The organism is Verrucosispora sp. WMMD1129 (assembly GCF_029581255.1).
Taxonomy (GTDB): Bacteria; Actinomycetota; Actinomycetes; order Mycobacteriales; family Micromonosporaceae; genus Micromonospora; species Micromonospora sediminimaris.
On sequence record NZ_CP120741.1, the window covers coordinates 3,200,773 to 3,221,732 of the forward strand.

The 20,960-nt window shown below is 71.2% G+C and carries 16 protein-coding genes; 7 read left to right on the top strand and 9 right to left on the bottom strand.

Features of this window, described 5'->3' with window-relative positions:
* Positions 1–6: 6 nt before the first annotated feature.
* The 3 genes from O7624_RS14900 to O7624_RS14910 all read left to right on the top strand — a co-directional run bounded on the left by O7624_RS14900 (position 7) and on the right by O7624_RS14910 (position 3,044).
* Positions 7–966, top strand: coding sequence for a hypothetical protein (locus tag O7624_RS14900; protein WP_093403806.1), 960 nt, complete (start codon positions 7–9; stop codon positions 964–966).
* A gap of 119 nt (positions 967–1,085) precedes the next feature.
* Complete coding sequence (locus O7624_RS14905; RefSeq protein WP_282240638.1) at positions 1,086–2,375, top strand: adenylosuccinate synthetase; 1,290 nt, start codon at positions 1,086–1,088, stop codon at positions 2,373–2,375.
* 54 nt (positions 2,376–2,429) lie between these two features.
* Positions 2,430–3,044, top strand: coding sequence for a DedA family protein (locus tag O7624_RS14910; RefSeq protein WP_093403805.1), 615 nt, complete (start codon positions 2,430–2,432; stop codon positions 3,042–3,044).
* A 12-nt stretch (positions 3,045–3,056) separates the two neighbouring features.
* Here the strand turns inward: O7624_RS14910 and O7624_RS14915 are convergent, their stop codons facing one another.
* Entirely contained in the window at positions 3,057–3,692 is a 636-nt protein-coding gene (locus O7624_RS14915) for a TetR/AcrR family transcriptional regulator (protein WP_282240438.1), read from the bottom strand.
* Positions 3,693–3,759: 67 nt separating this feature from the next.
* Between O7624_RS14915 and O7624_RS14920 the strand changes: the two genes are divergently transcribed.
* Genes O7624_RS14920 through O7624_RS14930 form a run of 3 tightly spaced genes read left to right on the top strand, consistent with a single transcriptional unit; the run spans position 3,760 to position 6,992 of the window.
* Positions 3,760–4,212, top strand: coding sequence for an SCP2 sterol-binding domain-containing protein (locus tag O7624_RS14920; RefSeq protein ID WP_093403799.1), 453 nt, complete (start codon positions 3,760–3,762; stop codon positions 4,210–4,212).
* A gap of 1 nt (position 4,213) precedes the next feature.
* Entirely contained in the window at positions 4,214–5,428 is a 1,215-nt protein-coding gene (locus O7624_RS14925; protein ID WP_282240439.1) for an acyl-CoA dehydrogenase family protein, read from the top strand.
* A gap of 1 nt (position 5,429) precedes the next feature.
* Complete coding sequence (locus O7624_RS14930; protein ID WP_282240440.1) at positions 5,430–6,992, top strand: AMP-binding protein; 1,563 nt, start codon at positions 5,430–5,432, stop codon at positions 6,990–6,992.
* A gap of 140 nt (positions 6,993–7,132) precedes the next feature.
* On the opposite strand, the gene O7624_RS14935 is transcribed toward O7624_RS14930, so the two are convergent.
* Positions 7,133–7,597 carry a hypothetical protein gene (locus O7624_RS14935; RefSeq protein WP_093403795.1) on the bottom strand — a complete coding sequence of 155 codons (465 nt, stop codon included), beginning with the start codon at positions 7,595–7,597 and terminating at the stop codon, positions 7,133–7,135.
* A 367-nt stretch (positions 7,598–7,964) separates the two neighbouring features.
* Here O7624_RS14935 and O7624_RS14940 point away from each other — a divergent pair, with 367 nt between their 5' ends.
* Positions 7,965–9,110 carry a serine hydrolase domain-containing protein gene (locus O7624_RS14940; RefSeq protein ID WP_282240441.1) on the top strand — a complete coding sequence of 382 codons (1,146 nt, stop codon included), beginning with the start codon at positions 7,965–7,967 and terminating at the stop codon, positions 9,108–9,110.
* 81 nt (positions 9,111–9,191) lie between these two features.
* On the opposite strand, the gene O7624_RS14945 is transcribed toward O7624_RS14940, so the two are convergent.
* From O7624_RS14945 to O7624_RS14975, 7 genes are all read right to left on the bottom strand, one after another.
* Positions 9,192–14,273 carry a DNA repair ATPase gene (locus O7624_RS14945; protein WP_282240442.1) on the bottom strand — a complete coding sequence of 1,694 codons (5,082 nt, stop codon included), beginning with the start codon at positions 14,271–14,273 and terminating at the stop codon, positions 9,192–9,194.
* Entirely contained in the window at positions 14,266–16,287 is a 2,022-nt protein-coding gene (locus O7624_RS14950; RefSeq protein ID WP_282240443.1) for a flotillin family protein, read from the bottom strand. Before O7624_RS14950 ends, O7624_RS14945 begins: the two co-directional genes overlap by 8 nt.
* A gap of 139 nt (positions 16,288–16,426) precedes the next feature.
* Positions 16,427–17,059, bottom strand: coding sequence for a hypothetical protein (locus O7624_RS14955; protein ID WP_282240444.1), 633 nt, complete (start codon positions 17,057–17,059; stop codon positions 16,427–16,429).
* Positions 17,060–17,192: 133 nt separating this feature from the next.
* Positions 17,193–17,783 carry a hypothetical protein gene (locus O7624_RS14960; RefSeq protein WP_282240445.1) on the bottom strand — a complete coding sequence of 197 codons (591 nt, stop codon included), beginning with the start codon at positions 17,781–17,783 and terminating at the stop codon, positions 17,193–17,195.
* A complete protein-coding gene (locus O7624_RS14965; protein ID WP_282240446.1) occupies positions 17,780–18,265 on the bottom strand; it encodes an RNA polymerase sigma factor in 486 nt (161 codons plus the stop codon). The genes O7624_RS14960 and O7624_RS14965 overlap by 4 nt, the downstream gene beginning before the upstream one ends.
* A 364-nt stretch (positions 18,266–18,629) precedes the next feature.
* Complete coding sequence (gene purD, locus O7624_RS14970; RefSeq protein WP_282240447.1) at positions 18,630–19,880, bottom strand: phosphoribosylamine--glycine ligase; 1,251 nt, start codon at positions 19,878–19,880, stop codon at positions 18,630–18,632.
* A 100-nt stretch (positions 19,881–19,980) separates the two neighbouring features.
* The gene (locus O7624_RS14975; protein WP_282240448.1) at positions 19,981–20,898 is read right to left on the bottom strand and encodes a type IV toxin-antitoxin system AbiEi family antitoxin domain-containing protein; all 918 of its coding nucleotides are present in this window, start codon (positions 20,896–20,898) and stop codon (positions 19,981–19,983) included.
* Between the last annotated feature and the right edge of the window lie 62 nt (positions 20,899–20,960).

The following is a 20,960-nucleotide window of genomic DNA, read 5'->3' on the forward strand; positions in this document are numbered from 1 at the left end:
GCTGCCATGGGCAGCGGAGCATGGTCCACCGATGTGTACGACGCCGCCGACCGCTACCGCCGGGCCACCGGCGCCAGCGCCTTCTCCTACAGCGACAGCGGAGCCCGGGTGGTGCACCCGGCGCTGGACCCGCGCGGCGCGGTACGGGAGAGCCGGGACAGCGCGGAGCACCCCCAGTCGACCCCCGTCGCGGTCCTGTTCGACGTGACCGGCTCGATGGGGCACGTGCCCCGCGTCCTCCAGGCCAAGCTGCCGCAGTTGCTGGGTCTGCTGCTGCGCCAGGGCTACGCCCGCGACCCGCAGATCATGTTCGGCGCGATCGGGGACGCCACCTGTGACCGGGTGCCGTTGCAGGTGGGGCAGTTCGAGTCCGACAACCGGATGGACGACGACCTCGGCCGAATCGTGCTGGAGGGCGGCGGTGGCGGCCAGATGCGGGAGTCGTACGAGCTGGCGCTGTACTTCATGGCCCGGCGCACGATCACCGACAGCTGGGAGAAGCGCGGCCGGCGCGGCTACCTGTTCGTCATCGGCGACGAGTTGGCGTACCCGCAGGTGAAGGCCGGCGAGGTGAGCCGGCTCGTCGAGGACGACCTGCGCGAGGACGTGCCGTTGCGGCAGATCGTCGACGAGGTCACCCGCCGCTGGGACACCTACTACCTGCTACCCGCCGGCAGCCACTACTCGGGCAACCGCCGGGTGCTCGACTTCTGGCGCGACCTGCTCGGCCAGAACGCCCTGGAGTTGGACGATCTCGCTGCGGTCTGCGAGACCATCGCGCTCACCGTCGGCCTCGGTGAGCAGGCGATCGACCTCGACCAGGGTCTACGGGACCTGGACCGCGCCGGCTCGTCCGCCACCGGCACGGTGTCGAAGGCCCTCGCCCGGTTGGACGGGAGAGCCCGCGCCGAGGTGTCGGAGCTGCCGGCCAGCCGCACCACCGGCCGGGGAGTGGTCCGGCTGTGATCCGGCCGGCGGCGGGCGTGGTTCCGGGCGGCGCGGTGACCGGCGGGCCGGCGGACGCCGTGGCGGGCCGGCGATCGACGGGCGGACCGGCGGCGAGGGGGCCGCGCGGCCAGCACGTGATCGTGGTCGACCTCGGATACGGCGACGCGGGGAAGGGCACCGTCGTGGACTGGCTCTGCGCGACCCGGCCGGTGCGGACGGTGGTGCGGTTCAACGGGGGTGCGCAGGCGGCACACAACGTCGTCCTGCGCGACGGCCGGCACCACACGTTCGCCCAGTTCGGGGCCGGCACCTTCCGCGCCGGGGTGGGCACTCACCTGTCCCGCCACGTGGTGGTGGATCCGCTGGCGTTGGCCGCCGAGGCCGACCACCTCGCCGCCGTCGGGGTGCCCGACGCGCTCGACCGGCTGACCGTGGACGGGGAGGCGCTGCTGGCCACCCCGTACCACCGGGCCGCCAACCGGGCCCGGGAGCTGGCCCGCGGAGCCGACCGGCACGGTTCCTGCGGGCTGGGGGTGGGCGAGGCCGTCGCGTACGGTCTCGCCCACCCCGACCAGGCACCCCGGGTGGCGGACTGCCGCAGCCCGGAGCTGCTGCGCCGCCGGCTGACCGCGCTGCGGGACCGGCTCACCGCCGAACTCGGCCCGCTGGACGCCCCTCCGGTCGCCGACTGTCTGCCGGCGTACCGGGCCTTCGCCGAGCGGGTGGCGATCGTGGACCGGAGTTGGCTCGCCGCAGAGTTACGCGCCGGGACGTGCGTGTTCGAGGGCGCGCAGGGAGTGCTGCTGGACGAGTGGCACGGCTTCCACCCGTACACGACGTGGAGCACCACCACCGCCGCCAACGCCGAGGCGCTGCTGGCCGAGGCCGGGCTGGCCGGATCCGCGACCCGGATCGGCGTGCTGCGGACGGTCACCACCCGACACGGGCCGGGTCCGCTGGTGACCGAGGATCCGGCGCTCGGGCTGACCGAGCCGCACAATGGGACGAACCCGTGGCAGGGCCGCTTCCGGTTCGGCCACTTCGACGCCGTCGCCCACGCGTACGCCCTGGCGGTCGCCGGTGGGGTCGACGGCCTGGCGCTGACCCACCTGGATCTCGTCGGGCAAGGTCTCGACCTGCGGATCTGCCAACGTTACGCCGACCCGGACGGACTGCGGCCGGGTCCACCCGGAGACCTCGACCGGCAGGCGGCGCTCACCGCCCGCCTGCTGCGGACCCGACCGGTGTACGACGACCCTGCGCCGGTCGACTGGCCCACGGCGGTGGAGCAGGCGCTGGGCGTACCCGTCGTGTTCACCTCCCACGGCCCCACAGCCGAGGACAAGGCGGTTCGGCTCGACGCCAGCCGTTCCGAACGCGGCACGGTCACCCGGTCCACGGTGGCAACGGGTGGAAGGCCCCATTAGCGGTGATCCGTCCGTCCCGCCCCGATGCCTCCGTCCGGCGGCGAGCATGTATCCATGGAAGCCGCGCTCGACCTGCTCCGGCACACGCTCACCTCACCGTGGGTGTATCTGCTGCTGTTCGGACTCACCGCGATCGACGCGATCTTCCCGTTGGTGCCGGCCGAGGCGGCGGTCATCACGGTCACCGTTCTCGCCACCGGCGGCGAGCCGAATCTGGTGGTGGTGATCGTGGTGACCATGCTCGGTGCCATGCTCGGCGACCACGTCTCCTACGCCATCGGGCGCGGCGGCGGCTCAGGTCGTCTGGATCGTTCGCCGGAGGACAGCCGACGCCGGGCCGGATCGCAGTGGGCGCGGCGGGCGGTGTGCCGGCACGGCGGCGTCATCCTGACCTCCGCCCGGTACCTGCCCGGCGGGCGGACGGCGGTCACCCTGACCATGGGGGCGGTGCGCTACCCGCTGCGCCCGTTTCTCCTCTACGACCTGATCGGTGCCGGCACCTGGGCGCTCTACTGCGTGCTGCTCGGCCTCTTCGGCGGGCTGGCCTTCGAACGTGAGCCGATCTACGGGATCCTCGCCGGAATCGGCCTGTCGATCGCGGTAACCCTGCTGGTGCAACTGGCACGCGGACTGCGCCGCCGCGCCCATCGCCGGGCCGCACGACGCTGAGGGGCGGTGGGGTCACCCGGGCGGGTGCCAGGTGACGCCGCGCAGCAGTTGCCCGGCGCCGAGCCAGGCGACGTTCATCATCTGGGTGGCGGTCTTCTCCGGGTCGGCTTCCGGATGGTCGGCCAACCAGTCGGCCAGTGACTCGCTCGCGCCGACCAGCGCGTACGCGACCACCTCCAACTCGGTGTGGGCCACCTCTCGCCCCTCGGCGCGCAGCGCGTGGTCGAGCATCCCGGCGGCCACCTCCACCAGCCGCGCCCGCATCACGGTCAACTCACGCGCGAAGGGTTGCTCGGCGCGGGCCTGCCGGTAGAGCACCGCCCAGCCGTCCCGATGCGCGCCGACGAAGCCGAAGAACGCCCGCAGCCCGCGCCAGAGCCGCTCGTCGGCGGGCAGGTCGGGGTCGGCGGCACCGGCGATGGCCTCCATCATCCGGGTGCCCTCGCGGTGCAGGCAGGCGACGAAGAGTTCCTCCTTGGTGCCCAGGTACGCGTACACCATGGGCTTGGAAATGCCCGCCACCTCGGCGATCTCGTCCATGCTGGCGCCGTGGTACCCACGCCGGGAGAAGATTCGCACCGCGGAGTCGAGCATCTGCTGCTGCCGTACGGCGCGTGGGAGGCGCTTGAAGGCGGGACCGGTGGACACCTTGCAAGCATACCTACTCGTGCGTAAGGTTACGCACGAGTAGCCACTGTCCGAGAGGTGCTTTTCCATGACTGACTTCGACCCGGCCAACTTCGCAAACGTCGGCCCGAAGGAGTTCGCCCAGCTCGTCAAGAACACCCCGGAGAGCAAGCTGGCCGAGGTGATGTCCGGTGACCTGCGCGGCAAGATCCTCGGCGAGGTCTTCGGGCGGATGCCGCAGCTGTTCCGCGCCGACCGGGCCGGCTCCACCAACGCGGTCATCCACTGGAACATCACCGGCGCCCCGGACGGCGGCACCGACACCTACGAGGTGGTCATCGCCGACGGCACCTGCACGGTCAACGAGACCCCGCAGCACGACCCCCGGCTGAGCCTGACCATGGGCCCGGTCGAGTTCCTGAAGATCGTCTCCGGCGGCGCCAACCCGGTCATGATGTTCATGACCGGCAAGCTCAAGGCCAAGGGCGACCTGGGCCTGGCCGCCAACATCGCGAACCTCTTCGACATCCCCAAGGCCTGACATGGCCGAGTTCTCGCTCGACCTGAACGAGGAACAGCGGGATCTACGGGACTGGGTGCACGGCTTCGCCAGCGTGGTCGTGCGCCCAGCCGCGGCCGAGTGGGACACCCGCGAGGAGACCCCCTGGCCGATCATCCAGGAGGCGGCGAAGGTCGGGCTCTACGGCTTCGAGTTCCTCGCCACCTGCTGGGCCGATCCCACCGGACTGTCGCTGCCGATCGCCAGTGAGGAACTGTTCTGGGGCGATGCCGGCATCGGGCTGAGCATCTTCGGCACCTCGCTCGCGGTCGCCGCCATCTACGGCGCGGGCACCCCGGACCAGCTCGTCGAGTGGGTGCCGCAGTGCTTCGGCGACGCCGACTCCCCGGCCGTCGCGGCCTTCTGCAGCTCCGAGCCGGAGGCCGGTTCGGACGTCGCCGCGATGCGTACCCGGGCCAGCTACGACGAAGCCACCGACGAGTGGGTGCTGCGCGGGCAGAAGGCGTATGCCACCAACGGCGGGATCGCCGGCGTGCACGTGGTTACCGCCTCGGTCGAGCCGGAACTGGGCTCGCGGGGACAGGCCGCGTTCGTCGTACCGCCCGGCACCGCTGGGCTGAGCGCCACCCGCAAGCTGCGCAAACTCGGCCTGCGCGCCTCACACACCGCCGACGTCTTCCTCGACGACGTCCGGGTACCGGGCCGGTGCCTGCTCGGCGGCAAGGAAGCGCTCGACGAACGCCTGGCCCGCGCCCGCTCCGGGCAACGCGCCTCCGGCCAGGCCGCGATGCGTACGTTCGAGCTGTCCCGACCCACCGTCGGCGCGCAGGCGCTCGGCGTGGCCCGGGCCGCGTACGAGTACGCCCTGGACTACGCGAAGGAGCGGGTCCAGTTCGGCCGGCCGATCATCACCAACCAGGCGGTCGCGTTCACGCTGGCCGACATGCGCATGGAGATCGACGCCGCTCGACTGCTGGTCTGGCGGGCCTCCTGGATGGGGCGCAACAACCGGCCGTTCACCGCCGGTGAGGGCTCGATGTCCAAGCTCAAGGCCGGCGAGGTGGCCGTCTCGGTGACCGAGAAGGCGGTCCAGCTGCTCGGTGGTGCCGGTTTCCTGCGGGACCACCCGGTCGAGCGCTGGTACCGCGACGCCAAGATCTACACCATCTTCGAGGGCACCTCGGAGATCCAGCGGCTGGTCATCTCCCGGGCGATCTCCGGGATGCAGATCCGCTGACATGGACCTGCCGTTCATCGTCAGCACGCTGACTCGGCGGGGCCTGCTCGCCCCGGGTCGTCCGATCCGCGTCGCATCCCAGCTCAGCGCGCTGCGCAAGTGGGGTTGGAGCCTCGCCGGTGAACTGCGCCAGGCGGCGGCCCGGGACCCGGGCCGGGTCGCGGTCATCGACGAGCAGGGCACCGAGCTGACGTACGCCGAACTGCTCGACCGGTCCATGCGGCTCGCCCGCGCGCTGCGTGCCGCACTCGGCGTCCAGGCCGGCGACCGGGTCGGCGTGCTCGGCCGCAACCACCCGGGGTTGATCGAGACCGTCGTCGCCGCCACGCTGCTGGGCGCCGACGCCGTGCTGGTCAACACCGGCCTCTCCCCGGCGCAGCTGGCCACCGTGGTGCAGGAGCAGCGGCTGCGGGTCCTGGTGCACGACGACGAGTTCACCGAACGGACCCTCGGGCTGCCGGCGGAACTGCACCGCCTCGACGAACAGGCCCGGAGCGAACTGATCGACACCGCCCTACCCGGTGAACTTCACCCGCCCGAACGGGACGGTCGGATCATCGTGCTCACCTCCGGCACCACAGGTGCGCCGAAAGGCGCCCGCCGGCCCATCCCCAACGGCTTCGGCCCGCTGGTGTCCATCATCGACCGGATTCCGCTGCACGTCCGGGACCGGGTGCTGATCGCCGCCCCCATCTTTCACACCTGGGGGTACGCGGCCCTACAGGTCTGTTTCGCCCTGCGGGCCACCATCGTGCTGCACCGCCGCTTCGACCCGGCCACCACCCTGGACGACCTGGTGCGGCACCGCTGCCAGGCCCTGTTCGCGGTGCCGGTGATGCTGCAACGGCTGATGGAGCTGCCGGCGCCGGAGCACCGGCCGCCGCTGAAGGTGGTCGCGGTGAGCGGCTCGGCGCTGCCCGGCGGCCTCCCGGCGGCGTTCATGGACACCTACGGCGACGTGCTCTACAACCTGTACGGCTCGACCGAGGCGTCCTGGGCCTCCATCGCCACTCCCGCCGACCTGCGCCGGGCACCCACCACCGCGGGCAGGCCGCCGCACGGGACCCGGCTGGAGATCGTCGACGACGACGGCCAGCCGGTGTCCGGTGGCCGGGTCGGACGGATCCTGGTCGGCAACGAGATGCTCTTCGAGGGCTACACGTCCGGCCCCGACCGGGACCGGCACGACGGCCTGCTGGACACCGGCGACCTGGGCCGGGTCAACGCCGACGGACTGCTCTTCGTGGACGGCCGCGCCGACGACATGATCGTCTCAGGTGGGGAGAACGTCTTCCCCGCCGAGGTGGAACAGTTGCTCGCCCAACTCCCCCAGGTACGCGAGGCCGCCGTCATCGGGGTACCCGACCCTGACTACGGCCAGCGGCTCGCCGCCTTCCTCGCCCTGTACCCCGGCGAAACCCTCGACGCCGAGGCGGTCCGCGAGTACGTCCGGCACTACCTGGCCCGCTTCTCCGTGCCCCGCGACGTCGTCTTCGTCAAGTACCTGCCCCGCAACGCCACCGGCAAGGTGCTCACCCGCGAACTTCGCCGCTACTACGCCTGACGCCAACGGTGCTGCCGCGACCTGCGGCAACGCCGAAGGGCGCGGTGGGCGCAACCTGCCGCCACACCAACGCCCTCGACCGGATCCCCAGCGTCGCACCGGCCCTGGCCGTACACCCCCCGAACCGGGCGACGTCCGGGTCAGCCGACGACGATGTCGCAGTCGGCCTGCCCGGTCGCCACCAGCGCGTCGAAGCTGACCTGGATGAACGGCTCGTACGCGGCGGCGTTTAGGCTGCGGGTCTTCTTACCCGGCACCCACTTGGTGCCGGTCGACTTCCGCAGGTCCGACGAGCCCAACGTCAGGTCGCAGATCCAGTGCGCGTTGCGGCCGATCAGGTTCCCGTTTCGGGCGTCCGCGTCGATCTCCCAGTTCCCGTCCCGGCTGATCGTGAAGGAAACGTTCCCGCTTACCTTCCGGCTGCTGTCGCTGGTGTTGAAGGTGACGGTGTCGCCGTCGGACGCCACCGTCTTGGTGGTCGCGTTGGCGTACGCCGGAACGGCTCCGAGCAGCACGGAGCCGGCGACCGTCCCGGCGGCGGCGACCAGCGCCAGTCCACGCCGGCCGAGGATGGCGGCGGTCACACCGGAGTTGTTGGATCGCATGTCGTTACCCCACTTCTCTCGTGATTCGACGGATGCCCGCTGCTGGCGGTACGGCACGCCGCAGCCGACACATGTAAGTGTCGTTATCGGCGTCAGCGTTTTCTTGTGGGAAGTCTGAGGAAGAAATAGGGAAATGCTGAGATTCGGAAAGCGGGCCAAAATCGGACGTTGTTTTCGATTGAGATCCGACAATCCGCTACTTGACTCGACAGCGATTTGTGCGAGGTTGCCCGCCGACCGGACCTAGTCACCGGCGGCGACCCGGTGGGAGGGGGAATCGGGACACGCCCCTACGGGAGAGTCCTCAGGGGACGGTCGGGTGGATTCCGGATACCTCCCGCTCCGCCGGGCTCGGCAGGCTCTCCCCATGAAACTCACCAGGCGTAATCTCCTCGCCGGAGTCACCGTCGGCGCGCTGCTGGCCGGCACCCTGGCGGTACCCGCCGGCGCGACCCACCGCGACTGCCCGATCGGATCGTTCGACCCCACGAGCCTGATCACGGCGGTCGGCGAGATCCCCGATCCCGAACTCACCACCACCAGCGTCCAACTGCGGGTCACCACCCCGACCGGCTGTTTCGAGGACACCTTCGGCGTACGCGACCTGCGCTCCTCGGCACCGGTACCGCAGGACGCCCGGATCCGGATCGGCAGCGTGACCAAGGTCTTCACCGCCGTCGTGGTCTACCAGCTGGTGGCGGAGGGCCAGTTGGACCTCGACGATCCGGTACGCCCGCACCTGCCGGACCTGATCCCGGCCGACTGGCCGACGATGACCGTACGGCAGCTGCTCGCCCACACCAGTGGCCTGCCCAGCCCGGTCCTGCCCGACGGGCTGGCGTGGCAACTCCAGCACCGCTTCGACCGCTGGACCCCCGAGCAGATCGTCCGGACGGCGCTGACGAACCCACCGGAGTACGTCCCGGGCACCGCCCAGCGCTACACCAACATGGGCTACATCGTCGCCGGCATCCTGATCGAGCGGGTGACCGGCCGGTCGTACGCCGAGCAGATGCGGCACCGGATCTTCCGGCCGCTCGGCTTACGCGACACGTACGCCCCGGGCTACGCCACCGGGATCCGTGGCCCGCACGTGCGGGGCTACCAGCAGGTGGACCGCGACGGGCGGACCGAGCTGGTGGACGCGACGCGCTGGAGTCAGAGCTTCACCCCCGCCTCGGGTGACCTGATCTCGACCGTCGCCGACCTGGACCGGTTCGCCGCGGCCCTGTTCGACGGCCGGCTGCTCGCCCCCGCTCAGCAACGTGAACTGTTCACCCTTCCGTGGGCGGGCGCGGAGTACAGCAACGGTGGCCTCTCCTCGATCCGACTGCCCGACGGCCGGGTGTTCTGGGGCAAGTCCGGCGCCCGTTACGGCTACCAGGCGGCCGTCGGTGCCCTCGACGACGGCGGCCTGCGGCTCGTGTTCGCCGCCAGCCCGACCGATGCCAAGGCCGAGGGGCAGACCGCGCTGGTCCAGCGGGTACTGGGGGCTGTGCTGGCGCTCACCTGAGGTCAGCCGCGACACCGCAGTGTCAGGAAGGGCCCCTGTCGTACTGGAGGCGTCGGCAGGGGCCGTGCCTGACGTCGGGGTTCAGCGGTCGGTGGCCCGGCCGATGGCGGCGGCGACGCCGCTGACCCGGTCGGCGAGCAGGCCGAGCGCGCCCACCGCCCGGTCGACCGGGTCGTCGCCGGTTCCGCCGAGCGCCCGCGAACGCTGGAAGGCGGCCTTCACCTCGGCCCAGCGGGCGGCCTGTTCCGGGGTGAGCCGACCGCGCAACTCGGCGAGCTTCAGCAGGTTCGCCTCCGCGCCGGCCGCCAGGGTCTGCGCCTCACCCAGGTAGTGATCGTCGATCACCGCCTCCAACTCCTCGTCGGTGAGCACCGGGACGATCCGTTCGGCCAGCTTGTTCATGTTCCGGTAGGACCCCTGTAGCTGGAACGGCGGTTCGGTGCGGGCGTCGTCGGACTGCGCCGCCGAGGCGATGTACGCCTGGTTGTTGGCCAGCACCACCTGCTGCACCCGCAGCAGCTTGCGCAGCACCGAGACGACCTGCTCCAGCTCCACCGGCTGGTACGGGTGCGACAGCTGGTCGGGGCGGACCGTGTCGTCGCCCCGGGCCATCCGCACCAGTAGTTCCAGGTCGGCGCGATCACGCCCGGACAACGGTGCCAGCACCGGGTTCGCGGTGAGCGCGTTCTCGACGTAACTGAGCGCGAAGACCGCCTCCCGGCCGGAGAGCACGTCACCCAGGTTCCACACGTCGGCCCGGTTGGCGAGCATGTCCGGCACCCGGAACCGCTTCCCCGACTCGGTGTACGGGTTGCCCGCCATGCACACCGCGAACCGCTTGCCGCGCAGGTCGTACGTGCGGGTCCGGCCCTCCCAGACACCCTCCATCCGGCGTTGCCCGTCGCAGAGCGAGATGAACTTCTGCAACAGCTCCGGGTTGGTGTGCTGGATGTCGTCCAGGTAGAGCAGGACGTTGTTGCCCAGCTCCAGGGCGAACGAGATCTTCTCGACCTCCTGCCGGGCGGTGGCGTCGGGCGCCTCGGCCGGGTCCAGCGACGTGACCTTCGTGCCCAGGGCCGGCCCGTTGACCTTGACGAAGACCAGGCCGAGCCGGCTGGCCATGTACTCCATCAGGGTGGTCTTGCCGTAGCCGGGCGGTGAGATCAGCAGTAGCAGGCCGGACTGGTCGACCCGCTTGCCGTCACCGGTAGCGCCGAGCTGCCGGGCCAGGTTGTCGCCGATCAGCGGCAGGTAAACCTCGTCGAGCAGCCGGTTGCGGACGAAGGCGTTCATCACCTTCGGCCGGTACTCCTCCAGCCGCAGTCGCTCCCGCTCGACCTCCACCAGCGCGTTGCGTCGCCGCTGGTAGTCCCGGTACGCCGGGACCAGTTCGGTGCGGAAGCTGCGGGTCCGGGCCAGCGTCTCGTCCAACCGGACGTCCAGGGTGGAGCCCTCGACACGCGAATGCGCGCCGAGCAGGCCGCCGACCGTTTCGGTCATCGTCGCCGCGCTGTCCTCCCGGGCCAGGTCCGGGCCACACAACTCGACGGCGACCGCCTCCGGCAGGTCGTAACCGGACAGGCCGCCGTCGTCGGTGGCCAGGAAGGCGGTCAGCCACGCGTCGATCAGCTGGTACCTGCCGGCCAGGTCGTCGCCGAGCGCCCGCAGGTCATCGTCGAACTCGCGGGACGAACGGGACTGCGGGCCACCGAGCGCCCGGCGGAACCGGTCCAGCAGGGTACGCGCCCCGCCCCCGGTGACGAAGCGCACCGGCGGTGCGGCGAGTTCGGCGAACAGGTACTCGCCGGCGAGCGCGGTGCCACCGGGCGGCACCGGCAGTCCTGCCCCACACAGGAACACCTCGATCGCCTCGGCCAACTGGTCGCAGAGCAGGTCGGCGGCGTCCTCGCCGTCCGGGCGACCGAACCGCGCCCGAGCCCGGGCCAGCGAGGCGGCACGCGCCGTCCAGGTCGACCGGGCCGCCTCGTCCGTAGCGTACCGCCAGAAAAGCTGGGCGGCGGCGCGGTCGGCCGGCGGGTAGCGCAACAGCCCCGCCCCGGCGTGCAGGCGCAGCAGCACCCGCAGAATCTCGGCCGCGTCGTGGTCGTGCACGCCGCGCTCGTACCCCTCGTCGTAGCGGTTCTCGGCGATCCGCCGGACCAGCTCCCGCAGCCCGTCGGGATCCACCGCCACCGTGTGCAACTCGTCCAGACCGGGGCCGTCGCGACCGGCCTCGGCGGCGGCCAGAATCGAGGTCGCCAGGTACTCGGCCCGATACACCTGCGCCGACTCGGAGACCAGCAGCTGATCCCAGAACCGCCGGGTCTGCTGGAACTCCTCGTCGCGTACCGGGGCGCGATAGTCGGTGCCGGTCACCGCCACCACCATCCGGCCCTCGGCCGGCACCACCGCCACGTCGATCGGTTGCGTGTTCACCGCGAAGCGGTGCCGGCCCAGCCGGATCGTCTCGCCGCCGTCGGCGTACAGGTCGAGACGGTCACGCAGGCCACGCCCGGCCTCCTGGCGGGCGGCCCGGATCCGGCCGTCCAGCTCCTCGGCCCGCACCACGTCGCCGAGCGTACGCAGCTCCTCGACCACCGCGCGCAGCTTGTCCACCATCGGATCGGCCGCGAAGTAGGTGTTGATGTCGTCGAGCGAGCCGAGACTGCCGGCTCGCCGGTGCACGCTCACCAGGATCCGTTCGGCGGAGGTGACGAGCCGGTCGGCCCGGCGGGCCCGCTCGTCCAGCAGCGCCTGCTTGCGCGAGGAGAACGCCTCGTAGATGTCGGTACGCCGGGTGGCCAACTCGGCGAGGAAGTCGTCGAACTCGCCGAACCGGGACTCCAGTTCCTCCACCCGCAGCAGCAGCCGGCCCAGCTGCTCGTCGCAGCGCTCGGCGGTGTCCGCCGCCGCCAGCGCACCGGTGACCGCCTGCCCGAGCAGGGCGAACTCGGCGGCGAAGCCGGCCCGTCCCTCCGCCGCGGCCAGTTCCTGACGGCGCTTGTCCAGCACCGCGCGGGCCCGGTTGACCGCGCCCAGCACCTCACCGACGCGGCCCAGGATGCCGGTGCGGACCGTCGCGTCGGCGATGTCCAACCCGCCGACCACGTCGGTGATGGTCTGAAGTCCGTCGGTACGCGCGGCCAGCTCGTCGCGGACGGTGCCCGCCTCGGCCACCGTGCCGATCTCACCGGCCTTCGTGGCGAGCCGCTCCACCTCCTGCTGGTAACCGGTGAACGCCTCGTCCCGGCGCAGGAACTCCACCGCCCGACGACCGGCCACCGCCAGTTCCTCGTCGAGTCGACCGGCCAACTCGTCGATCCGGGCGTGGTCGACGTACCGCAGTTCCCGCAGCGTTTCCAGGTGGCCCCGGGCGCGGCGCAGGCCGCCCAACTGGGTGACCCAGTCGTCGGCGGTCAGCGGCGCCTCGCCGCGCGCCCGGCGGGCCAGCGAGGCGATCTGCTCCGCGCTGTCGTCCAGTTCGGCGCGGGCCCGCTCGGTGAGCGTCCGGACCTTCTCGTGTTCCTCCAGCACGGCGGCGGCGGTGCGGCGCAGCCCGGCCAGCGGCGTGGCCAGGTCACCGAGTTCGTCCTCGCCGAGCCAGTGGTAGTGGTCGGCGATCCGGGCGCAGGCGGCGATCAGCGCCTCGTAGAGCCCGGCGGTGGCGGTGTCGTCGACCATCCCGGCCGCCGAGAGGCAGTCCGAGATGCCGCGTACCAGGTCGGCGTTGCCGATCCGCTCCAGCGGCCCGGTGCCGGCCGGCTGCGCCGCCGCGTACGCGTCCGAGACGTACGGCGTCTGCCAGACCTGCATCGGATGGACCCGGGTCGGTTCCTCGGACACGGCCCGGAACACCACGAGCGTGCCGTCGTCGAACAGCGAGAAACCGTGACACGGGATCGGCGCGGCCACCTCCTTGCGGATCGCGTTGTACGGCAGCAGCAGGCTTCGGCCGTCGGCGCGGGCATGGAAGACGTAGAGCACGTCCTCGCCGTTGGGCGAGCGCACCACCCGCTCGAACTCCAGGTCCGACACGTCGGTGTCGAACGTCCTGGTGACTCCGGTGACCAGGTGGTACCCGCCGGGAAAGATGATGCCGTGGTCCTCCGGCAGCCGTTGACAGGCGACGCCGATGCCGTCGAGCCGGATCACCTCCCGGGTGAGCGTGTTGAACACCAGGTGCCGCCACTGCGTCTCCTTGTACGGCCGCAGCCGCAACAGGATCAGCGGCCCCACCCGGGCCCAGTGCACGTCGGCGTCGGCGAGGCTCTGCAACGGCTCGTCCACCGGCTCGCTGTAGATGCCCTCGCCGACCTCGGTGTTGTTCTCCACCTTCACGGTCAGCGTGCCACCGACCGTCTCCACGAAGACCTGGCCGTCGATGGAGATGTGCGGGTGCCGGCCCAGGACGTGGTCCTCGCGGGTCGTCTCGGTCCACTCGAAGTCGTGCGACGGCGGGAAGACGTGGTCGCGCTCGCCCCGGCTGTCCAGGTACTCGGGCACGCCGTCGACGCCGACCCGCCACCGCAGCACCCGAATGTCCTCGGTGCGCGGCCCGGTCTGGAACACCGCCAGCAGCCGGCCGTCGACCCGACGCAGCTGCAACAGGCGGGCCTGCCGGTAGTAGCGGTACAGCTCACCGAAGTCGCGGACGAACTGCGGGTCGCGGAGCAGCCCGGGCAGTTCGTCGTGACCCGCTTCGTCGAACCGGAACCCGGCCACCTCCGGGCCGCCGCCCTTGCCCGCGCCCGGTTTCCCGGGCTCCTGGCTGAACCGGTGGAGCGAGAAGACGTCGTCGACGGAGGTCTCCGGCTTCAATCCGATGAAGACGTTGTAGCCGAACAGCATCAGCCCGCCCACCGAGACGATGTCCCGAGGTACGCAGTTGTGCTCCGTACGGATCCGCTCAGTGCTCAGCAGTCGTAGCTCGGTGCTGCCGAAGACCTCCAGTCGCCGGGCGTTGAGCGCCTCCGCTCGCCGGGCCAGTTCGGCAGCCTGCGTGGCGAGCCGCCGACGCAGCACCTCGTAGCTACCGTCGTCCAGTCCCGGTCGGCTACCGGCGTCCGCCGCCCCCGGCCCGGTCGGTTCCGGTGCGGCCGGAGCCGGTCCGGCGTCGCCAGGCGTACGCCCGGCAGCGTCCGGACCGGCGGTCGGCTCACTCACCGGCACGCTGCCGTGGGCCGGCCAGGGCGGCGACCGGGGTCTCCGCCACTCCGAGGCGCTGCGCGGCCTTCAACAGCTCCTGGAGCTTGCCCTTGTCCCCGCCGCCGGAGCGCATCTGCTGCATCAGGAACGCCGACAACGTGAGGTTCTGCACGTCGGCGCTGTCGATCGAGCCGACCATGCGAGCCAGGTCGTCGGTGAAGCTGGCGGTGCCGTCCAGCCACGGCTGGGCGAGGTTCTTCGCCACGTCCGAGTGGGCCACGAAACCGTCCACGCTCTTGCCGTACGAGATCGAGCTGAGCAGCCGGTCGAAGAAGACGCTGTCGCCGCCGACGATGTCGATGTTCGCCTTCTCCAGACCGGTGGCGACCAGCTTGGCCTGTGCCTCGGCGACCTGACGCTGGGTGTCCAGCCCGGCCAGCCGGACCTCCTTCTCCAGTTCCAGGCGCAGCCGGTACTCCTCGTGCTCGCGGGTCGCGTCGTCCAGCGCGGCCATCGCGGCGGCCTTCTCGGTCAGACCCTCGGCCTCGCCCTTCAGCTTCTCGCGCACCGCCTCGGCGGCGGCCACGGCCTTCTCCCGCTCGACGGCGGCCTCGGCGCGCCCGACCTTCTCGATCGCCTCGGCGCTGCGCTCCTGGACCTGCACGTCGGCCAGGCCGGCCGCTGCCGCCTCGGCCTGGGCGCCTTCGGCCAGCCGGATCTTCGCCCGGGTGTCCAGCTCGGCGGCCTGCTGCCGGGCCTCGGCCAGCACCAGTTCCTCGCGGGCCCGGTGCTTCGCCGCCGCCTCGGCGGCCTCCGCCGCCTTGATGTCCTTGACCAGGTTCTCCTGCGCCTCGGCCTCGGCCTGAATCACCACCGCCTGGCGGGTCCGCTCGGCCTCCTCGACGACCCGCAGCCGCTTGATGTTCTCCTCCTGCTCGGCCACGGTCTTCTCCACCGCGATCCGCTCCCGGATCACCTCGGCGATGGCCCGCTTCTCGGCCTCGACCTCCTTGTCCTTGGCGATCGTGCTCAGCTCGGTCTCCCGGTCCCGGCCGATCACCTCCAGCAGGCGGTCCTTCTCGATCCGCTCGGTCTCGATGGCGATGACCCGCTCGCGGTTCTTCTCGGCGACCGCGATCTCCCGGGCGCGGTTCTCGTGCTGGATGCCCAACTGCTCGTCGGTACGGATGTTCGCGGTCTCCGCCCGCAGTCGCTCCTCCGCGCGTACCCGGGTGACCTCGGCCTCCTCGCGGGCCCGTACCGTCTCGATCTCGCGGCGCTGCTTGGCCTCGGCGTCCGCCTGCCGGCGCTCCAGCTCCAGGATGGCTTCCCGGGCGTCGACGTTCTGCCGGGTGATCTCCTTCTCCTCGCTGCGGCGGAACTCGTTGGTCCGCACGTGCTCCAGCGCGGTCAGCTCGGTGATCTTCCGGATGCCCTGGGCGTCGAGGATGTTCTTCGGGTCGAGCTGCGCCATCGGCGTCTGCTCCAAGAAGTCGATCGCCGCGTCCTCCAGGCTGTAGCCATTGAGGTCGGTGCCGATCACCCGAATGATCTGGTCCCGGAACTCGTCACGCTTGGTGTAGAGGTCGACGAAGTCGAGCTGCTTGCCGACCGTCTTGAGCGCCTCGGAGAACTTCGCGTTGAACAGCTCCTGGAGGGTCTCCCGGTCGCTGGCCCGAGCGGTGCCGATCGCCTGCGCCACCTTGATGACGTCCTCGACGGTCTTGTTGACCCGGACGAAGAAGGTGATCCGGATGTCGGCCCGGATGTTGTCGCGGCAGATCAGACCCTCGTTGCCGGTCCGTTCGATGTCGATCGTCTTGACCGAGATATCCATGATCTCGGCCTTGTGCAGGACGGGCAGCACGACCGCGCCGGTGAAGGTCACGTCGACCCGCCGGACCTTGGAGACGATCAGAGCCTTGCCCTGCTCGACCTTGCGGAACAGCCGGCTGACCATGAACACCACGCCGAGCGCGACGAGCAGGACGACGGCGAGGAGTACGCCTATACCGGTGGTGATGACATCCATGACTGGGCGCGCGTGCGGTGGCGACCGGCCGACGGGCCGGGCGGTACGCCGCGCATCCTCCTTTCGGGGGCGGCTCAGGGGCAGCGTGGGGCGGGCCGGCCGAAGGGGGTTGACCGGCCGAGCTCGACAGATTGGTGGGCTATTCGGGAACGTGTCTCATCGGGTCGAAGGCGGGTCCGGCGGGCATCACCCAGAAGAACTCGCCGTCGGTGTCGTAGTCGTAGATCAACGCGGAGCTGCCGGCCGTCATCCGCTCGTCGCCCGGTTGCCGGATCTGCACCACCGCCGACGAACCGTCGGCCGCGGTCACCTCGGCCTGACCGAAGTCGGCGGTGACCGTACCGGTGCGAACGACGCAGAGGCGACCGACGAAGGAGTGCCGGGTGGCGTCTGTCTCGGTGGGAAAGAGTCGGCTCAACGGCACCGCGATCAGGCGGGTCACCAGCCACGCGCAGGCCGCGGCGGCCAGCAGCACACCGACCGAGACGGCGATCCGGGTGCCGGAGCCGAGCCCGAGGCCGTCGAGCAGGGCGGTGCCGGCGAGGCTGACGAACCAGGCCACCGCCACGAGCAGGGAGAAGATGACGGCACTGGGCACGCCGCCCAGGCCGAGACCGGCCAGTACGGTGCCGGGTACGCCGTCGACGTCGAGGTCGTCGCCGAGATCCAGCACACCGGTCAGCACCAGCAGCCAGTAGCCGACGACCACCACCAGGAGGAAGCTGAACAGCACTGTGGGAAAGCTGAGCGCCGCGCCGAGAAATCCGGTCACCGCGTCCTCCTCCCCGTTCCGATGGGTCCTGGCCAGCCACCGGCACGATGATCGTGACACGGGATGTCAACGCCTCACGGTGGCCGATCGGCTGATCCCGCCGGCCTGACCGGTCAGGGTCGGGACGACGACCTCAACCGAGATTGGCCTCGATGAGGGCGTCCAGCGTCGACGACCGGACCTCGGCATCCGCCGCCGTCACGGCGATGAACCAGCAGCGCCCGTCCGGCGCCCACGCGGACAGGTACGCCGTGGACGTCGCCGGCTCATCCGTGGCCAGCACCTCGGCGCGGGTCGGGACGGTCACCTCGCGTGGCGTGCCGGGCAGGCCACGCGGCGCCTCGAAGTCGAACACCACCACCACCCGGGACACCGGCCCGGCCCCCTCGTACGCCGACCGGTTGCCGGTCGGCACCACCTCCGGCCGAGCCATCCGCAGCACCGCGTCCGTGGCATCGACGGGCCGCAGATAGGACGGCAGGCCCCGCAACTCGGGCACGGCCGGGCTGGCAGACGGCCCGGCCACGGAGGGCTCGTCGTGTCGTGTGGTCGCGGCCATGAACACCGCCGTTCCGACGACCGCGCACGAGGCGAGCGCGGCGGCGGCGGCCCGAAGCTTGCGGCGACGACGCAGGCGGGCCCGCACCGCCGGCAATGGATCCCGGGCGGGCGGCCCGGGATCGCTGCTCCAGATCTCGCGGAGCGCGTCCCGGACATCGGTCATCCCGCCACCTCGCGTTCCGCGCGTACCCGGGCGATCGGCAGCCCTGCCCGCAGCAGGGCGCGATGGCGCAGCGAGCGGACGGTCGCCGGTCGACGCCCGATCGCCGCCGCGATGGACTCGTCGTCCAGGTCGTCCAGATAGGTCATGACCAGTACGACTCGCTGCAACGGAGAAAGCCCGGCGAGCAGCCGACGCAGTCTGTCGACCTCGTCGGTAGCCGCCGACGGCGGAGCGGCCGGGGTCGACCGGGCCCGCCGGACGATCGTCCGCAGCCGACTCACGTGCAGGCGCACCATGGTGAGCTTCGCGTACGTCAGTGGTCCGCCCTCGGCCACGAGGCGATGCCATGCGGTGGCCATCCGCACGTAGGTCTGCTGGAGGAGTTCCTCGGCCTGGTCCGGGTCGGCGGTGACGGCGCGTGCGTACCGACGTAGCGCCGGTGCGGAGTTGCGTACGAATGTCTCGAACTCGTCGGCGTCCATCCCACCTCCCTCACCGGTAAGAAACGCCACCACCGGTGCGTCGAGTTGCAGTGTCGTCCGGCGGTTTTCACCGACCGGCGGGACGCCTCACGACAATGCGGGGACGAGCACCATCAGCACCGAGAAGACGGCGCCGCAGTGTCCCTTCTCGACCTGGGCAGACAGTAACAACGACCGGGGCGGGTCGGTCGCCCCGAGAGGCATACAAGTCAATGTCGGCATGCGCCCCCTATGGCGCACAGCACGGCCACCAGGTCGATTGGTGGTGAAGCGGCACGAAAGGGACGGCAGGAGCGCCGACCATGGCCTCGTGCGGCCACGACAGACAACTACGCGCGCAGCGACCGATCGACCGAGCCGCCGGTCACCCTGGTAGGGCGATCCGTCCGTCGACCGCGGCGGCGGCGATGTCCCGGCGGTAGTGCGAGCCGGAGAGCGTGACGCCGCGTACCACCTGGTAAGCGGCATCACGGGCGGCAGCCAGGTCCGGGCCGGTGGCCGTACCACAAAGGACCCGACCGCCGGCGGAGAGCAGGGCGCCGTCGGTGGCCCGGCGGGCGGTGCCCGCGTGGATCACACCGGGCTGTTCTCCGCCGGTGATGACATCGCCGGTACGCGGTCCCGCCGGATAGCCCTCGGCCGCGACCACCACCGTCACCGCGGCGCCGGCACGCCAGCGCAGCGGCGGATGGTCGGCCAGCGAACCGCTGGCGGCGGCGTGCAGCAGCCCACCCAGCGGCGTCTCCAGCAGCGCCAGCACCACCTGGGTCTCGGGGTCACCGAAGCGGGCGTTGAACTCGATCACCCGGGGGCCATCGGCGGTGATCGCCAACCCGACGTAGAGCAGGCCGGCGAAGGGCGTGCCCCGGCGACGCATCTCGGTAAGCGTCGGGTGCACCACATCCCGCATGACGTCGTCCACGAGGTCGGCCGGCGCCCACGAAAGCGGCGCGTACGCCCCCATGCCGCCGGTGTTCGGGCCGCTGTCGTCGTCACCGACCCGCTTGAAGTCCTGTGCCGGCAGCAGCGGCACCGCCGTCTCGCCGTCGGTCACCACGAACAGCGACACCTCGGGACCGGAGAGGTACTCCTCGATCACCACCCGGCCGCACTCACGCGCGTGCGCCTCGGCAACGGCGCGGTCGTCGGTGACCACCACGCCCTTACCGGCGGCGAGCCCGTCGTTCTTGACCACGTACGGTGGGTCGAACCGGTCCAGGGCGGCGGCCGTGCTCGCCTCGTCGGTGCAGGTGTACGCCCGTGCGGTAGGGACACCTGCGGCGGTCATCACCTCTTTGGCGAAGGTCTTGGAGCCCTCCAGCCGGGCCGCCTCGGCCGACGGCCCGAAGACCGCGATGCCCTTGGCCCGGACCGCGTCGGCCACCCCGGCGACCAGCGGCGCCTCCGGCCCGATCACGACCAGGTCCGCGCTCACCTCGACGGCGAGCCCCGCCACCGCCACCGGATCGACCGGATCGACGGCCCGCAACTCCGCCACCGCCGCGATCCCCGGGTTACCGGGTGCCGCGAACAGCGCCTCGACGGACGGATCATCGGCCAACCTCAGCGCGAGCGCATGCTCCCGCCCACCGCCACCAAGAAGAAGAACCCGCACGCCGAGTAATCCTACCCACCCCACCGGCCACCCCCACCGGCCCCGTCGATCAAGAAGTTTTCGTCTCGGATCTGGCGTGCGCGCGACCAAACGCTCTTGGTCATCTATCCAAGGCGCGGCGCACCGTCTCGGGTATGTAGTCCGGGCGGAGGGTGTCGGGCCAGGTGAACCGGAGGATCCTCCAGCCGGCGTTGGTGAGGCGGTTCTGCCTGATCCGGTCCTCGTAGACCGCCTGTGGTGTGCGATGCGGAGCCGCACCGTCCGCCTCGGCGATCACCCTGGATCGACGCCAGCCCAGATCGCCGATGCCGAGCAGGTACCCGTCGTCATCGCGCACCTCCAACTGAAGAACATCGGGCGGGACGCCCCCGTCGACGCACCTCAGACGGGTGCGGGTCTCCAGCGGGGACTGCGCACGGCCATCCGCCTCGGCCAGGCATTGCCGCGCCACCCTTGCTCCCCGCCGGCCAGCGATGAGCGCCGGGATAGCCGCAAAGTCAGCCTCGCTGACAAGTTTCCGGTTGAGTGCCGAGTCCAGTACGCAGACCGCTGGGTAGCGGCCCACCCGGAGGATGACGTCGGCAACGGTTCGCACGGCACTGGTGACCGGGATCCCGGCGACCACGCCCACATCGGCCGACCCCAGCGTGAGTTGGTGCACCACGAGATCGGGATCGTTCCGACGCTGCGGACGAGGGCTGTCCGGCGGTACCGACACGTGGATTGTGGAGGTGGCTCGGAGTCCGGCGACGCCGTGCAGCTCGACAGCCGTGTCGAGGACTGCCACCGCCCCCGGCCCCAGGCTGTCCACGGCGGCGCCGATCCGCGCCCGACGGTGGCGGAGCACGTCCAGCGCGGGGTCGGGCAGGAACCGCCCGCGAGCCACCCTCGTCCAGCGCCCCGACCTGACCAGATGTCGGATCTGGTCACGGGTGTAGCCGGCGGCCAACGCCTGCGTCGCCGTCACCACACCACCCTGCTCGGCAGCTACTCGTGTCAATACCTCGAACGCCTCCACCCACCCACCCTGTCCACCGCCGCCCAACCCCCGCAGCCCCTGTGGACAACCCTGTGGACAAC

Bases quoted from the DNA above. Each gene is read 5' to 3' on its own strand.
- O7624_RS14900 (WP_093403806.1), top strand. From the start codon at position 7: ATGGGCAGCGGAGCATGGTCCACCGATGTGTACGACGCCGCCGACCGC.
- O7624_RS14910 (WP_093403805.1), top strand. From the start codon at position 2,430: ATGGAAGCCGCGCTCGACCTGCTCCGGCACACGCTCACCTCACCGTGG.
- O7624_RS14920 (WP_093403799.1), top strand. From the start codon at position 3,760: ATGACTGACTTCGACCCGGCCAACTTCGCAAACGTCGGCCCGAAGGAG.
- O7624_RS14925 (WP_282240439.1), top strand. From the start codon at position 4,214: ATGGCCGAGTTCTCGCTCGACCTGAACGAGGAACAGCGGGATCTACGG.
- O7624_RS14930 (WP_282240440.1), top strand. From the start codon at position 5,430: ATGGACCTGCCGTTCATCGTCAGCACGCTGACTCGGCGGGGCCTGCTC.
- O7624_RS14935 (WP_093403795.1), bottom strand. From the start codon at position 7,597: ATGCGATCCAACAACTCCGGTGTGACCGCCGCCATCCTCGGCCGGCGT.
- O7624_RS14940 (WP_282240441.1), top strand. From the start codon at position 7,965: ATGAAACTCACCAGGCGTAATCTCCTCGCCGGAGTCACCGTCGGCGCG.
- O7624_RS14950 (WP_282240443.1), bottom strand. From the start codon at position 16,287: ATGGATGTCATCACCACCGGTATAGGCGTACTCCTCGCCGTCGTCCTG.
- O7624_RS14960 (WP_282240445.1), bottom strand. From the start codon at position 17,783: ATGACCGATGTCCGGGACGCGCTCCGCGAGATCTGGAGCAGCGATCCC.
- O7624_RS14965 (WP_282240446.1), bottom strand. From the start codon at position 18,265: ATGGACGCCGACGAGTTCGAGACATTCGTACGCAACTCCGCACCGGCG.